Annotated in this window: 16 protein-coding genes and 1 tRNA gene; 5 read left to right on the top strand and 12 right to left on the bottom strand. The window is 62.9% G+C overall.

All coding sequences use genetic code 11. The features are described from left to right. Positions 1-113 precede the first annotated feature (113 nt). Positions 114-407 carry a hypothetical protein gene (locus VGE08_RS04690; protein ID WP_331066702.1) on the top strand — a complete coding sequence of 98 codons (294 nt, stop codon included), beginning with the start codon at positions 114-116 and terminating at the stop codon, positions 405-407. Positions 408-520: 113 nt separating this feature from the next. Here the strand turns inward: VGE08_RS04690 and VGE08_RS04695 are convergent, their stop codons facing one another. The 4 genes from VGE08_RS04695 to VGE08_RS04710 form a co-directional block, all read right to left on the bottom strand. Next, complete coding sequence (locus VGE08_RS04695; protein ID WP_331066703.1) at positions 521-724, bottom strand: hypothetical protein; 204 nt, start codon at positions 722-724, stop codon at positions 521-523. Further along, a complete protein-coding gene (locus VGE08_RS04700; RefSeq protein WP_331066704.1) occupies positions 721-1,092 on the bottom strand; it encodes a hypothetical protein in 372 nt (123 codons plus the stop codon). The genes VGE08_RS04695 and VGE08_RS04700 overlap by 4 nt, the downstream gene beginning before the upstream one ends. Further along, on the bottom strand, positions 1,082-1,480 hold the full coding sequence (locus VGE08_RS04705) for a hypothetical protein (RefSeq protein ID WP_331066705.1): 399 nt from the start codon (positions 1,478-1,480) through the stop codon (positions 1,082-1,084). Before VGE08_RS04705 ends, VGE08_RS04700 begins: the two co-directional genes overlap by 11 nt. A gap of 143 nt (positions 1,481-1,623) precedes the next feature. Further along, positions 1,624-1,699, bottom strand: a tRNA-Thr gene (locus VGE08_RS04710). Between the two features lie 304 nt (positions 1,700-2,003). Between VGE08_RS04710 and VGE08_RS04715 the strand changes: the two genes are divergently transcribed. Next, complete coding sequence (locus tag VGE08_RS04715) at positions 2,004-2,936, top strand: class I SAM-dependent methyltransferase (RefSeq protein WP_331066706.1); 933 nt, start codon at positions 2,004-2,006, stop codon at positions 2,934-2,936. Positions 2,937-3,059: 123 nt separating this feature from the next. Here the strand turns inward: VGE08_RS04715 and VGE08_RS04720 are convergent, their stop codons facing one another. Together VGE08_RS04720 and VGE08_RS04725 are read right to left on the bottom strand one after the other, a co-directional pair. After that, a complete protein-coding gene (locus VGE08_RS04720; RefSeq protein WP_331066707.1) occupies positions 3,060-3,338 on the bottom strand; it encodes a Dabb family protein in 279 nt (92 codons plus the stop codon). 60 nt (positions 3,339-3,398) lie between these two features. Continuing rightward, positions 3,399-4,568, bottom strand: coding sequence for an MFS transporter (locus VGE08_RS04725; protein ID WP_331066708.1), 1,170 nt, complete (start codon positions 4,566-4,568; stop codon positions 3,399-3,401). Positions 4,569-4,680: 112 nt separating this feature from the next. On the opposite strand from VGE08_RS04725, the gene VGE08_RS04730 reads away from it, so the two are divergent. Together VGE08_RS04730 and VGE08_RS04735 are read left to right on the top strand one after the other, a co-directional pair. Next, complete coding sequence (locus tag VGE08_RS04730; RefSeq protein WP_331066709.1) at positions 4,681-5,100, top strand: hypothetical protein; 420 nt, start codon at positions 4,681-4,683, stop codon at positions 5,098-5,100. A gap of 182 nt (positions 5,101-5,282) precedes the next feature. Continuing rightward, complete coding sequence (locus VGE08_RS04735; protein ID WP_331066710.1) at positions 5,283-5,555, top strand: DUF4242 domain-containing protein; 273 nt, start codon at positions 5,283-5,285, stop codon at positions 5,553-5,555. 129 nt (positions 5,556-5,684) lie between these two features. Here the strand turns inward: VGE08_RS04735 and VGE08_RS04740 are convergent, their stop codons facing one another. From VGE08_RS04740 to VGE08_RS04750, 3 genes are all read right to left on the bottom strand, one after another. Then, entirely contained in the window at positions 5,685-7,973 is a 2,289-nt protein-coding gene (locus VGE08_RS04740; RefSeq protein WP_331066711.1) for an ATP-dependent DNA helicase, read from the bottom strand. 185 nt (positions 7,974-8,158) lie between these two features. Next, the gene (manD, locus tag VGE08_RS04745; RefSeq protein WP_331066712.1) at positions 8,159-9,370 is read right to left on the bottom strand and encodes a D-mannonate dehydratase ManD; all 1,212 of its coding nucleotides are present in this window, start codon (positions 9,368-9,370) and stop codon (positions 8,159-8,161) included. Between the two features lie 300 nt (positions 9,371-9,670). Beyond that, positions 9,671-10,420, bottom strand: a complete 750-nt coding sequence (locus tag VGE08_RS04750; RefSeq protein WP_331066713.1) for a FadR/GntR family transcriptional regulator — start codon at positions 10,418-10,420, stop codon at positions 9,671-9,673. Between the two features lie 228 nt (positions 10,421-10,648). Between VGE08_RS04750 and VGE08_RS04755 the strand changes: the two genes are divergently transcribed. Further along, complete coding sequence (locus VGE08_RS04755; protein WP_331066714.1) at positions 10,649-11,353, top strand: glutamine amidotransferase-related protein; 705 nt, start codon at positions 10,649-10,651, stop codon at positions 11,351-11,353. Positions 11,354-11,355: 2 nt separating this feature from the next. Here VGE08_RS04755 and VGE08_RS04760 read toward each other — a convergent pair whose 3' ends face one another. From VGE08_RS04760 to VGE08_RS04770, 3 genes are read right to left on the bottom strand one after another with little or no spacing between them, the layout of a single operon-like run. Then, a complete protein-coding gene (locus tag VGE08_RS04760; protein ID WP_331066715.1) occupies positions 11,356-12,717 on the bottom strand; it encodes a sensor histidine kinase in 1,362 nt (453 codons plus the stop codon). After that, complete coding sequence (locus VGE08_RS04765) at positions 12,717-13,382, bottom strand: response regulator transcription factor (protein WP_331066716.1); 666 nt, start codon at positions 13,380-13,382, stop codon at positions 12,717-12,719. The genes VGE08_RS04760 and VGE08_RS04765 overlap by 1 nt, the downstream gene beginning before the upstream one ends. Continuing rightward, on the bottom strand, positions 13,383-13,706 hold the full coding sequence (locus VGE08_RS04770; protein WP_331066717.1) for a PepSY domain-containing protein: 324 nt from the start codon (positions 13,704-13,706) through the stop codon (positions 13,383-13,385). Between the last annotated feature and the right edge of the window lie 7 nt (positions 13,707-13,713).

Consider the following 13,713-nt stretch of genomic DNA (forward strand, 5'->3'; position numbering starts at 1 on the left):
ACCATGGCCGAGGCTGTCCATCGGCTCGGTCAGGAATGGACCGAAGCTGCGCTGCGCGTACAACGTCATGGATGGGATGACTGAATGATCACTTCCGCGCTCTCATCCCCAAAATGAGGCGGTTCCACGTCACCGTCAACAGCGGCACGCTGATCGATGAGAACGGCGATCCTGTGGAAGCGTCCGGTATCACGGTCGAGATGTTTGAGGACGTGACCAGTTCCTTTGGAGAGCCCGACCAGACTTTGACGGATCAGAGTTCAGATGCCAGCGGCAACTTCTCCTGGGAATTCAGTATCGGCGAACTGACGGGCACCGAAGCCGTATTCGTACGCTACACCGAGCTTAACCCTGGCAATCCGCCGGCACGGTTCGGCGCTGGGGTGTTCACGCCGACGTATGAATGAAAAAGCCCGGTCGCGAGCACCGGGCTTGAAGTGGAAAGGGTAGTCTGAATTCAGACGAACCTATTTCGCCGATTCGCACCGGGGCTTGCAGGTGGGCCAATTGGCACGGCTGCCTACAACGTGCCTCCCGTCTTCATCCATTCCGCCTTAAACCAGCGCTCGAACGCTCCCAAGCGGCCGGCGGGGTTCTCGGCCGCGACGCTGCGGATAGCGTCCTCGAACGCGTCGTGACGGGCCTGCGCGATCCGTGCGGCGATGACTCTCTTGAGCCGGCGAGTGCGGGCGGCGCGCTTCGCTGCATCGGTGCGCTTTCTCATGGCGCGGCCCTCCGCAGTCGGAGTTGCAGCCGCTCATTCGGCGATAGCCCGGTCCACACGCGGCGCAGCTGTTCGGGTTTGAACCAGACAAACCGATCAAGCTCGCCATCACTGCAGCGGATCTTGCGATCAAGGGATTGCGCCAACCAGCAGTGCCGCGAGCTTGGATCGAATTTGGTGATGAGCACGCGAATGCCGTCGTTTTCAGGCTTGTCGCGGCTACCAGCGACTTCGGCGAGGACGCCCACCTTGAGCCGGGAGTAGTGCTTGATGTTCGCGACGCCCCGAGGCAGCCGACCGCGGCGCTTGCTCCGCTCGGGCGCCTTGAACAGCGAATGCGGGTACATCCGCAGGACGTTAGCGGCCATTGCTGCCTCCCTGGCGCCGCAGAAAGGCGACGAGCTGCTGGCAGGCAGTGCCGGCGGCGTTCACCCGGGCTTGCAGTTCGGGATCGTTGGGCGAGAGCGCTGCGACCGAGCGCAGGTGATTGGCGAGCATTTGGAGCATCTCAACCTTACGGACAGTATCTCGTGACACATTTGCAAGTTCGGCAACCGACTCATCGGTGCGAACTGGTTTTGCTTCGTCAGAATTCTGACGAAGCAATGTGCCGCCTTGCCCGCCCTGCTGACGAGCGAGACGACGGGAGCGGGAATCGGTTCCGCAGATTTCTGCAGAACCGGTATCTGTTCCGGCAGAAGTGGGTACGGATAACAGAAACGCCGGGGCGCACCCGGTATGCTTAGAGTCAGGCATGACAGCACCTCTATCTCAGGTGAGGTTGTGCTTAGGGCCGTCGCGGTGCTCTAACACTGCGGCGGCCCGCTCTGTCAGGTGACTCAGTGGTGACTCAGCAAACGCTGAAAGTGCTCAGAATTGCTGAAAATGCGGGAATTTGCTGGTGCCGGCTGAGGGACTCGAACCCCCGACCCTCTGATTACAAATCAGATGCACTACCAACTGTGCTAAGCCGGCCCGGGAGAGGGGCGGCATTGTATGCCAGTTCGGGGCTGGCGGCTACCGGGGTGGGGCGTGTCAACGGTAGCGGATGACGTAGAGGTCGGCGCTGCCGGCGCCGGCTTCGAGCGCTGGCTGGAGAAAAAAATTGCACGCTTGCTGGTACCCCGATCCGGCGGCGGCTCGACCCACTCGCCGAGGAAAGCGTCGGCTTGTTGCCTCCGCCTGACGATGCCATGCTTCGCGTTTGCCCGCAGAATTGGCGCGTGACGTGGTGTCATCGGTGGCGCATGCGCGCGTCCTCTAACGAAGGAGAAAATGAATGAAGCACTCATCATCCATGGCAGGGGCATCGGCGGCAGGGCGCCTCGCGCAAGTGTCAGCGCTGGCGATATTCGCTGCGCTTGCGGCGTGTTCGAAACAGGAGCCCGCAACGCAGGCGGCCGCCGAGACTACGCAGCCCGCGGCCGCCGATCCGTTGTCCGCCAGCATTGCAGGCGAGTGGCGCAGCGCCGAGGACAAGGCGCGCGACGAATATCGTCATCCGCAAGAAGCGCTGGAGTTCTGGGGGCTCGCGCCGGGAATGACGATTCTGGAGGTGCAGCCTGGCGGTGGTTGGTGGAGCGACATTCTTGCGCCATATGCAAAGGCGACGGGCGGCAAGTACTACGCGACCGCAGCCGACTTGGGCAATCCCGAGTTGTCGGAGGCCGCAAAGCAGAGCCGTGCTGAATTCGCAGCGCGCTTCGCCGCCAAGCCCGATGTGTATGGCACGGTGGAGCTGGTGAACTTCGGACCGAAGTCTGCTCCGCTGCCGGAGAACACGTTTGACTTCGCGTTGACCGCACGCTCGTTTCACGGCTGGATGGGCAGCGGCGTTACCGAGAAATATCTCAATGATCTGTACGGCGCGCTCAAGCCCGGCGGCATTCTCGCGATCGAGCAGCATCGCGCCAATCCGGGCGAGCAGGATCCGAAGGCCACCAGCGGCTACGTCACCGAGGCGTACGTCATCGAGCAGGCACAGAAGGCCGGCTTCGAGCTGGTGGAGAAGTCCGAGATCAATGCCAACGCGAAAGACACCAAGGATCACCCGTTCGGCGTGTGGACGCTGCCGCCGACCAAGCGCACGAGGCCCTACAGCGAGGGTCCGAATGCGCACGATCCGAATTTCGACCGCACCAAGTACGATGCGATCGGCGAGTCGGACCGCATGACGCTGAAGTTCCGCAAGCCGCAGAGCGCCACCACCTGACGCCCGCACTCGCGCGAGCTGCGGACCGTCCGCCGAGCCCATCCCGGTGGCGGGATGCAGACAAAGCCAGCCGAGCAATCGGCTGGCTTTGTCAATTCAACGATTTGAATTTGGCCGCGGCGTTCAGATCTCGTAGTCGAGCACCCAACGCTCGGCTACCCGCGGAGCCATGAACTGCTTGACCGGCACGTGCAGCGGATGCTCGGCATATTCCTCCAGCGCTGCACGATCCTTGAATTCGGTGTACACGCCCAAGTCCACCGGCGAGCCCTCGGCGAAATTGATTCCGACTTCCAGGCTCAACAGGCAAGGGATTTTGCCGCGCATGCCTTCCAGCTCCTGCTTGATGAGCGCCGTGTCGGCCTTGTTCTTGAGCCGCCAGAGAACGATGTGTTTGATCATGCCTTGCTCCGCCATCGCGAGATAAAAAAACAGGTGCGCGATAGTACCAACTTCGAATATCTAGAGCGCGGTGGCGAGGTCGCTGCGGCGTAACGCGAGATACGCGGCCAGCAGAATCGACCAGCACACCGTCAGCAGGATCGGAACGAGCTCCAGGCCCAGGTGCTGTGCCACCAATCCACATAGCGCAGGCAGCACGGCCAGGCCGACGGCGGCAATGGATATCTGAAAGCCGACGGTGTTGGCGGTGTGGCGTGGTCCTACACGCGCCGGCGTGGTTGCGATCAAGGACGGGAAAATGGGCCCCGCCGCGAATCCCATCAGCGAGATGGCGACTGTATCCACCAGTGGATGCAGATTCAGGGCAAGCGTGACTACGCCGCCGAGTGCGGCGATGAGACAAAGCCGGATCACCGCGTCGGGGCTCGTTGCGGCCGGCAGGAATGCATAACCCAATCGGCTTGCAAACAATCCGCCCCAGTACAGAGTGACGGCGGTGCCCGCGGCAGCTGTCGCGATGTCGCGCGACTCGAATAGCAGCGAGAAAACCCAAGCGCCGGCCGCCGCTTCACATCCCGTGTACAGGAAGAACACGAGAAGCGACAGCTGCACCTTACCGAGCCGCAATGTCTCGACCAGGCGTGCGGGGCGGCGATGTTCCTCGTGATGGACTACGGGCGGTGGCCACTGCTTGCGCGACAGGACGAAGGCGATTGCGAGCGCGATCTCCACGCCGACAATGATGCGATAGCCGAGTTGCCAGTCCTGTCCCGCCGCGAGAACGGCCGTCATCAGCGCCGGACCTGCCGCGGCTCCTACGCCATAGAAGGCATGCAGCACGTTCACGAGCCTCGCTGAATAGCTCGTGGCCGCGTAAGTGTTGATGGCCGCGTCGATCGCGCCGGCGCCGAAGCCGGTCATCAACCCGAGCGTCACCAGCACGATCCAGGAAGGCGCGATGGTGTAGCCGAACAAGCTGAGCGCCGTGATCACGCAGGAGATCGTCAGTAACTCGCCGATGCCGATGCGGCTCAGGATCGCGCCGGTGGCCATGCTTGCCATCACCGAGCCGACGGTGGCGGTAATGAACAGGGCGCCGAGCGCATCCTGGTTCAGATCGAAATGAGCACGCAGCGCCGGCCACGCGACACCGATGACGGCATCGGGCAGGCCGAGCGCAATGAAGCCGACGAAGCTCAGTGCGAGCAGCAGCTTGTTGGTTTTTGACATGGAGCTGAACGCACATCCGAGCGGCTGGCAAGTATTACCTGACAGCCCGGCCAGCAAAAGTGCTGACGACGACCGGCTGGCCAAAGTGTCCGCATGCTCCTACTCTTGCCGCATGCCCAACATCAGCATCAGAGCAGTCATCCTTGCCAGCCTCGCCGTGCTCGGCGTCGACTTCGTTTCCAGCATGGTGCTGACGCAGATGTTCGGCGGCCCCAGCTTCGGTTCAGGGATGTCGCAGGAGCAGATTCGCAGCGCCTACCAGGTGCTGCTCCAGGACGTGCGCTATCTCACGTTGGGGTTGATCCTGGGCACGGCATCCACCGTGCTCGGCGGCTATCTGGCGGCGCGGCTGGCGGGCAGCGTGCCTTACTTCAATGCGCTGGCGTTTGGCGTGCTTGGTTTGCTCCTGAGCATGATCGGCGCGGGCGAACTGCCGACCTGGTTCAAGGTCATCGGCCTGCTGTTGACCCTGCCGGCCGCGCTGCTCGGCGGGCATCTGGCCAAGCTGCACATGAGCAAGCCCGTGTCATGAGCCACTGCCCTATGGGCGCATGATGCGGGGGTGCGGGATACGGCCCGTTCGGGCTGTAATCCCTTTCGAGCTATAACGTCGGGGCTATAACCAAGGATAGCTGAAAGATAGGCAATCCCACCGTAGCCCGTGCCGGCGCGGCTTCGTATCCTCGGGATCCTTTGCACTTCGAGGAGCTTGCCATGCCGCGTTATCTCATCGAGCGTACTTTTCCCGACGGCCTGGGTCTGCCCGCCAACGCCGAGGGCGCCAAGGCGGCCGCCACCGTGATCGGCAACAACGCGCAGGAAGGGGTGACCTGGATTCATTCCTACGTCACGCCGGATCGCAAGAAGACCTACTGCATCTACGATGGACCCTCGCCCGAGGCCATCCGGTCGGTCGCCGAACGCAACGGCTTGCCCGTGGATCGCATAACGGAAGTGCGCGTGCTCGATCCCTATTTCTTACATTGACACGCCATCCCGCGCCGGCGCCGCCCGCCGGCGCGCATTCGCGTTGGGCGCGCTGAGAGTCGTGACGATTCCGCTACGCGTGCTGCTGCGCAACGCCGCCGAAGGCCAGTTTTGTTGCGCCCGCTACGATCAAAGCGCGAGCATGCGCAACTTCCACCACTTGGGCAACAGCTCGCGCACCTCGCGACGCGCGTAGCGATCGTCGATCAGATACAAGACACCGCGATCGTTGCGTGTACGAATCACTCGCCCTGCGGCCTGAATCACTTTCTGCAGGCCGGGATATAAATAGGTGTACGCATCGCCGGCCTCGAACAGTTGATCCATGCGCAAGCGCATCTGCTCGGTCACATCGTTGAGTTGCGGCAGGCCGAGAGTGGCAATGAATGCCCCAATTACGCGTTCGCCGGGTAGATCGATGCCTTCGCCGAATGCGCCGCCCAGCGCGGCCAGCGCAATACTGCGTCCGTCCGGCGCGAAGGCATCCAGAAATTCCTGGCGCTCGCTCTCGGTCATGTTGCGGCTTTGCAGGCGATTGGGAATGTGCGCAGCGACGCGGTCCAGTTGCTCGGCAATTCTCGCCAGGTAGTCGAAGCTGCTGGCGAACACGAAGTAGTTGCCGGGCAGCCGTTCGTACTGCCGGACGATCAGCTCGACCATGGGCGCAATGGAATCGTCGCGATGCCGATAGCGCGTAGAAATGTGCCGCACTATCCACACCTCGAGCTGCTCCGCCGAGAACGGTGATTCCACATTCAGCCAACGGGTCGTCTCCGGCAGTCCCAATAGATCCAGATAGAACTCGCGCGGTGTGAGCGTGGCCGAGAACAGCGCCACGCAATGCGCATGAGTGAAGCGCAATTTCAGGAAAGGGGCGGGCACGACATTCCTGATGGTGAATGTCGCGTGTTCCGGATGGGTGATGTCGAACAACGAGTGCTCGGCGAATTCCTGAGCGAGCCCGTTGAATGCCAGCGCATCGAAGAACAGCCGCTCCAGGCCATCGGGCAGCACCATGGCTTGATCGGCCAGCGTGGTGTGACGATCGATATAAGTGTCCAGTGCTTTCAGCAGCGACTTGGGCACGGCCTCATAAACCTGATAAGGCTCCGACTGCGCGTTTGCTATTCGCTGGAATTCACGGCTCAGTCGCTGGGTCGCGCCACGGAGCATGGGCGGCGCTTGCTTGCGAGCCTGCCGCAGTGTCTCGGCGTCGAGCGTGGCAGAGTACATGCGCCGTGCACGCTCGATCAGGTTGTGCGCTTCATCCACCAGCACGCCGACGCGCCAGCCTTGTTCCTGGGCCAGCAAGTACAAGAAGGCGCTGCGATCGAAGTAATAGTTGTAGTCGCCGATGATCACATCGCTCCAGCGCGCCAGCTCCTGTGACAGGAAATACGGGCAGACGCGGTGCTCAGTGGCGACGCTGCCAATGACGGAGCGCGTCATCGTGCCGCGTTCGAGCGCGGCGGCTCGAGCGCCGGGCAGCCGGTCATAGAATCGCTTGGCGAGCGGGCAAGAGTCGCCATGGCAAGCCAGGTCCGGATGTTTGCAGACCTTCTCGCGCGCGGTGATTTCCAGAACACGCAGCTCCGATGTCGTGAGCACACGCAACGCATCCAGCGCGAGCCGGCGGCCCGTTGTCTTGGCGGTGAGATAAAAAATGCGATCGATCTTCTGCGCGCCCAACGCCTTGAGCATGGGAAAGAGCGTGCCCATGGTCTTGCCGACGCCGGTCGGGGCCTGCGCCAGTAGATGCTCGCCCATCGCAGCTGCTCGATAGACAGCCTCGGCGAGCTGACGTTGCGCGGGATAGAAATCGAAAGGAAAGCTCAGCGATTGCAACGCTCGATCGCGAGCCTCGCGACGCTCGAGCTCGGAGCGCCCCCAGGCCGCGTATCGGCAGCAGTGCTCTTCGAAGAATGCTTGCAGTTCCTCGGCCTGGAAGTCCTGGGCGAACACCGTTTCATCCTCGGTGTCCACATGGACATACACCAGCGTGAGGCGAATCTGCGGCAGCTGCTGCTTCCGACACAGCATGGCGCCATACATTTTCACTTGTGCCCAATGCAGCTCGCGATGGTTCTCGGGCATGCGGGCGAGATCGCCGCGATATGTTTTGCACTCGTCGAGGCGCCGCTCCTTGCTATCGTAGCCGTCAGCACGGCCGCGAACTCGCAGGCCATCATGTGTGCCTTCGAGGGTGACTTCGACTTCATAGTCGCGTCCGCGACGCGCCGCCATCAGGATGTGGCCGGCGATGCCTTCACGTGAGGTTGGAGCGGGAGTAAAGCGCAGGTCCAGATCGCCGCGCTTGGCAGTGAACTGGCAGAGCACTCGCACGGCCACCGACATATCGGTGGCGGCGGCTGAAGAGAGCGGCGAAGGCGCCGCTTGCGGGGAGATCCCGGGCGACATGGAGACACGCTGAGCATGTGGTTATATACAGTAACATGCTGCCTGGCTCCTGCCTATCGAAAGCGGCACGATCGCGACTCGTGCGAGCGGCGGTACTGTCAGTCGTAACAGCGTGTCGCCTCGCGTGTCGGCGGATGCCGCACGGAAGGACGCAGCCGGAGAGCGAGCTCAACGACTAGCTCGGGCTACCAATTGAACAGCGTGCCGTCCTCGAGCCGGTTCACCGGCAGGCTCGCCGCGCGATAGGGATATTTCGCGGCCAGCGCTTCGTCGAGATCCACGCCATGGCCGGGCGCCGTGCCCGGGTGCAGATAGCCGTCCGAGAACGTATAGGCGTGCGGGAACACCGCGTCGGTCTCGGGTGTGTGTCGCATGTACTCCTGAATGCCGAAGTTCGGCACCCAGAGATCGAAATGCAGCGCGGCGCCCATGCACACCGGCGACAGATCCGTCGCGCCGTGGAAACCGGTTCTCACATTGTTCAGCTCCGCCAGATGAGCGATGCGACGCACGTGGCTGATGCCGCCGGCGTGCACGATGGTCGTGCGGATGTAGTCGATCAACTGTTCGTCGATGAGTTGCTTGGCATCCCACACCGAGTTGAACACTTCGCCGACGGCGAGCGGCGTCGTGGTGTGCTGACGAATCGTGCGGAAGCCTGCCTGGTTCTCCGCGGGCGTGCAGTCTTCCAGCCAGAACGGCCGAAACGGCTCCAGGTCTTTTCCCAGGCGGCCGGCTTCCAGCGGCGTGAGGCGGTGATGCACGTCGTGCAGCAGGTGCACCTCCCAGCCCAAAGCTTCGCGCGCGGCAGCGAACAGCTTCGGCACCGTCGGCATGTACTTGCTCGTCGACCAGACATTCTCGGTGGGCCGGGCACTGTCGGCAGGCTCGTAGTACAGCTTGTCCTTGGACACGCCATACGTCGAGGCGAGGCCCGGCACCCCGCTTTGCAGGCGGATGGCTTTGTAACCCATGTCCTTGTAGTGCCTGGCCTGCGCGATGGTCTCGTCCATGTCCTTGCCGTTGGCGTGGCCGTACACCATTACGCCGGTGCGGCTGGCGCCGCCGAGCAGATCGTAGAGCGGCATGTTGGCGTTCTTGGCCTTGATGTCCCACAGCGCGACGTCCACCGCGGCGATGGCCGTCATGGTCACCGGGCCAGTGCGCCAATAGGCGCCCCGATAAAAGAACTGCCAGATGTCCTCGATCTGCCGCGCATCGCGGCCGAGCAGGCAGGGGACGATGTGGTCGGTGAGATAGCTGGCCACCGCCAGCTCGCGGCCATTCAGGGTGGCATCGCCCAGGCCGTAAACACCGCTCTTGGTGGTGATCTTGAGCGTGACGAAATTGCGGCCCGGGCAGGTGATGATGACTCGGGCATCGACGATCGTGTGCATGGCGCTGTCTGGCAGATACTGGTCATGCCACTCTGGCCTGACCAGTGCGCGATGTCAACGCTGGATTGCGGGGTGCCGGACTTTTCCGCGCGGCGAGCTGAACGGCAGGGGCGCCCCTAAGGCCAATGGTGCTTAGTTAACCGTCTTTGTCGCAGCGGTTCGCGGATGGCGGATAGCGGTTAGCCAGAAATGAGCTAAATCCTGGCCTCCGTTCTGCCCTAACCGCCAACCACTGGAGGGCGCTAACTAAGTGCCATTGCCCCTAAGGGCTCCTGCAGGTGATCGAGAGCAGGGCGATCGCTACTTGCCGCCGGCGTAGCGCTTGCGTTGCTCGGCGATCTGCTGGCGGGCGCGCTCCAGCTCCTCGACCTCGGTGGCTTTGAGCAAAGCGTCGATGACGCGCGACAGATGCTCTCGCATGGCCGCTCGCGCCGCGTCCGGATTGTGTTGACGAAGCGCCTTGAGTATTGCGGTGTGCTCATCGATGCGGGGCTTGATACCCGTGGCGCGCACCTTTGCGCTCAACGACCGACTTTGCGGCGAGCGAGTACGTGCATCCCACAACATCTTCACGGCTGCGATGATTCCGCTGTTTTGAGTGGCCGTGGCGATCACTTCGTGAAAACGCCTGTCCGCGTCTTCGCTCTGCATCACGTCGTGCTCGTTTTCAGTGCGCATTTCGTTGACGAGCTCGGCCAGCTCCGCGAGCTGGGAATCATCGATGCGGGTAGCAGCGAGCGCAGCCGACTCGCCCTCGATGCAACGACGGGCCTCGAGCAATTCAAAGGGGCCGATGTCGGTCGCGCCCGCCTTGCCACCCGGCGGCGCGGTGTTGGTGACATACACACCGGAACCGACGCGCACTTCGACCAGACGGTCCAGCTCCAGCGCAATGATGGCTTCGCGAATCGTGGGGCGGGACACCGAGAACACCTGCGCCAGCTCGCGCTCGGATGGCAACCTCTGGCCGACTTTGTAATCGCCGCGCGCAATGCCACTGGCGAGCTTCTGCGCGATGCGTTCGTACAGGCGCTGTGATTCAGGTGGCATTGGCGGCTGACGGCCCAGGCTGCGATGGGGGGATTATTGCTGGCTTGACCAATTGTCACAAGCGCCGGGTGCTGGCAACGGCACCGGTTGTCGCGGTGGGCCTATGTCGTTGCTTAGAGAGAGAATAACGGCAATTTTCCACCGCGATGCCGGGCGCCGGCCATTGGTCAGGCCAATTCCCGTGGCGCGCCTTGGTAAGCTAGCGGCACTCTCTCCATTGGCATCGCAATGAACCTGGGCATCCTCGAGACCGGCGCGCCGCCGGCAGATCTGAAAGACCGTTTTGGCTCCTATGGCGATATGTTCCGCCGACTGCTGGGACCCGGCTACCGCTACTCGTATTACGACCTGCGCGCCGGCAAGTTGCCCGACCCGGCCAGCAGTCACGATGCGTATCTCATCAGCGGCTCCGCCTCCGGCGTGCATGACGGCGATCCCTGGATCGAGGCGCTGAAAACGTTCATTCGGGAACTGTCCGGCGGCACGCCGCTGGTGGGCATTTGTTTCGGCCACCAGATCATGGCGGAAGCCTACGGCGGACGGGTGATCAAGTCGCCGAAGGGCTGGGGCGTTGGCCTGCACAGCTACGAGATCAAACGTCGTGCCGCATGGATGAGCTCGGATGGCGTACCGACACTGAAGATTCCGGTATCGCACCAGGATCAGGTGACCGAGCTGCCGCAAGGCGCGACGGTGCTCGCAGCCAGCGAGTTCACGCCTTACGCCGTGATCGAATATTCGGAGCGCCGCGCGATTTCGTTTCAAGGGCATCCGGAGTTTTCGCCGGAGTATGCCGCAGCGTTGATCGACTTGCGTCGAGGCACGCTCTACCGGCAGGACTTCGCGGACGCCGCGGTTGCGTCATTGCAAGAGCCGAACGATGCGCAGCGAGTGGCCAGCTGGGTTCGTAACTTTCTCGATGCGTCCCGCTAGCGTCAGGAGAGGCGGCTGACTGGAGTTGCAGCGGGCCAGGCAACCGCTACCTTCAGTCCGCCCAGTTCCGAACGCAGCAACGTAATCGTGCCGCGCGTGGCATCGACCAGGTCGTGCGCGATGGCCAGACCGAGGCCGTGACCGGAGCCGGCTTCGTCGAGTCGGCCACCACGTAGCAATGCTTCGGCGACTTTATCGGGCCCGATGCCTGGCCCATCGTCTTCCACCAGCAACACACCGCCTTCGACGGCTTCTCCGGTGATGCGAACACGGCGCCGTGCGTAACGCGCGGCGTTCTCGATCAGGGCTCCGGCGATTTCCAGCAAGTCCTCACTCGCCACCGGCAGGCGCAAATCCTCCGGAATGTTCACTTCGAACACCAGCCTGGCGCCGAACTCGGTTCTCTCGACCACGCCGATCAATGATTCGATCAATGGCAATGCCGTGGTGCTATCGCCGCTTGGAGCGGCACGCAGGGCTGCTGCGCGACTGCGTGCCAGCTCGCTTTCGATGGCCAGCCTTGCAGCTGCGATCGCGCGATCGAGGCCATCGGCAGCTTCAACTGCACCGGCTTCTCGCGCACGGCGGCTTTGCGCCGACAATGCAGCCAACGGCGTTTTCAATCCGTGTGCGAGATCGGCGGCACGTCGCCGGGCACGGCTCAAATCCTTCTCACGTGCATCGGCCAACTCGTTGATGGCGAGCGTGAGCGGCTCGATTTCCGCCACATGCGCGGCGGCCATGCGTTCCCGCGGATTGCGCTTCAATGTTTCCACTTCATTGCGCACATGGCGCAGCGGTCTCAAGCCCAGCTCCACATGGATCCAGGCAGCGGCGGACAGGATGAACCAGAGGATCGCCAGGAACAGCGCCAGCTCGTGACCAAACTCTTCGCGCGCGTCGTGCAGCGATTTTTGTTCGTGCGCGAGTTGGATCAGCACGTCGGCGCCGCTGCGCTCCGGCCGAACGTAACGTTCGACCAGTAACACCTGTTGATTGAACGGCCCGTCGATCACGCGCTTGCGCCATTGCGATGAAGTGGCGTTGACCGGCGGAGGCAGGTGCTGATCCCACAGCGACCGCGAGCTCAGGGCGGCTTTGTCGGTGGAGACCTGCCAGTACAGGCCGCTGGCGGGCTCGAAGAACCTGGCATCGCCCGGCTCTCGTTCGAGCGCGGGAGCGCCGTCGGGACCGACCGATACGGCGGCGGCGAGTTGCAGTCCTTCACGAATCAGGTCGGCTTCGATGCGGCGCTCGACATGCCGCTCGAACAGCAGCGTCATGACCACCCAGGCGGCGGCCAGCGCGAGAAAGATCGCGATCGCGGCGCTCAGCAGCAGCCGAACGCGCAAGGATCGCGGCATCACCCACCATCACCCGCGAGCAGATAGCCGAAGCCGCGCCGGGTCTCGATGACTTGCGGCCCGATCTTGCGGCGTAGCCGTACCACCAGCGCTTCGATGGCATTGGTGTCACCGGGCTCGTCGGCGCCATACAAGTGTTCGGCGAGCTCGCCGGCCGAAACCGCGCGGCCGGATTGATGCGCGAGGTAATCGAGGAAACGAAATTCCAGTTGTGATAGACGGATCGGCCGGCCCGCGTAAGTGGCCGACATGCGATGCGTGTCGAGCACCAGTTGGCCGACTTCGATGATGGAGGAGGCGCGGCCCGCGGCACGCCGCACGAGCCCACGGACGCGGGCGATCAGCTCGCCCATTTCGAACGGCTTGCCCAGATAGTCGTCGGCGCCGGCTTCGATGCCCGCGACTTTTTCGGTCCAGTCATTGCGGGCCGACAGGATCAGGACCGGAAAGGTGCGCTGGGCGCTGCGCCAGCGTTTGAGCACCGACAGACCATCGATGCGCGGCAGGCCGAGATCGAGCACCGCCACGTCGTAATCCTCGACGCTGCCCTTGTACCAGGCATCCTCGCCTTCGCTGGAGATGTCGACCACGAAGCCGGCGCTGGACAAGGCCTGCGCCAGGTCCTGGGCCACCGCGGTCTCGTCTTCGATCACCAGCGCACGCAATCAATCGTCCTCGATGCTCAGCACCTTGCCGGTGCGTGCGTCTATTTTCACTTCGCGCACGCGGCCGGTGCTAGTGAGTATTTTTATTTCATAGACCAGGCCCTTGTTCTCGTCCTCCAGCTCCACCTCGATCACGTCGCCGGGCACCTGCTGATTGGCGATGGCCAGGATCTTGGTGAGCGGCAGCACTTCGCCCCGCTGCAGGGCTTCGCGGACCACGTTGTGCTCGTGCTTCTTGTCCCGCTTGTCGGCGTGTCCCGTAGACATGCCCAGGCTGAGCATGCTCAGCAGCAGGACCAGGGTGATGGAGTATCTGGATTTCATGCCGCTA

This window comes from Steroidobacter sp. (genome assembly GCF_036406195.1).
Classification (GTDB): domain Bacteria; phylum Pseudomonadota; class Gammaproteobacteria; order Steroidobacterales; family Steroidobacteraceae; genus Steroidobacter.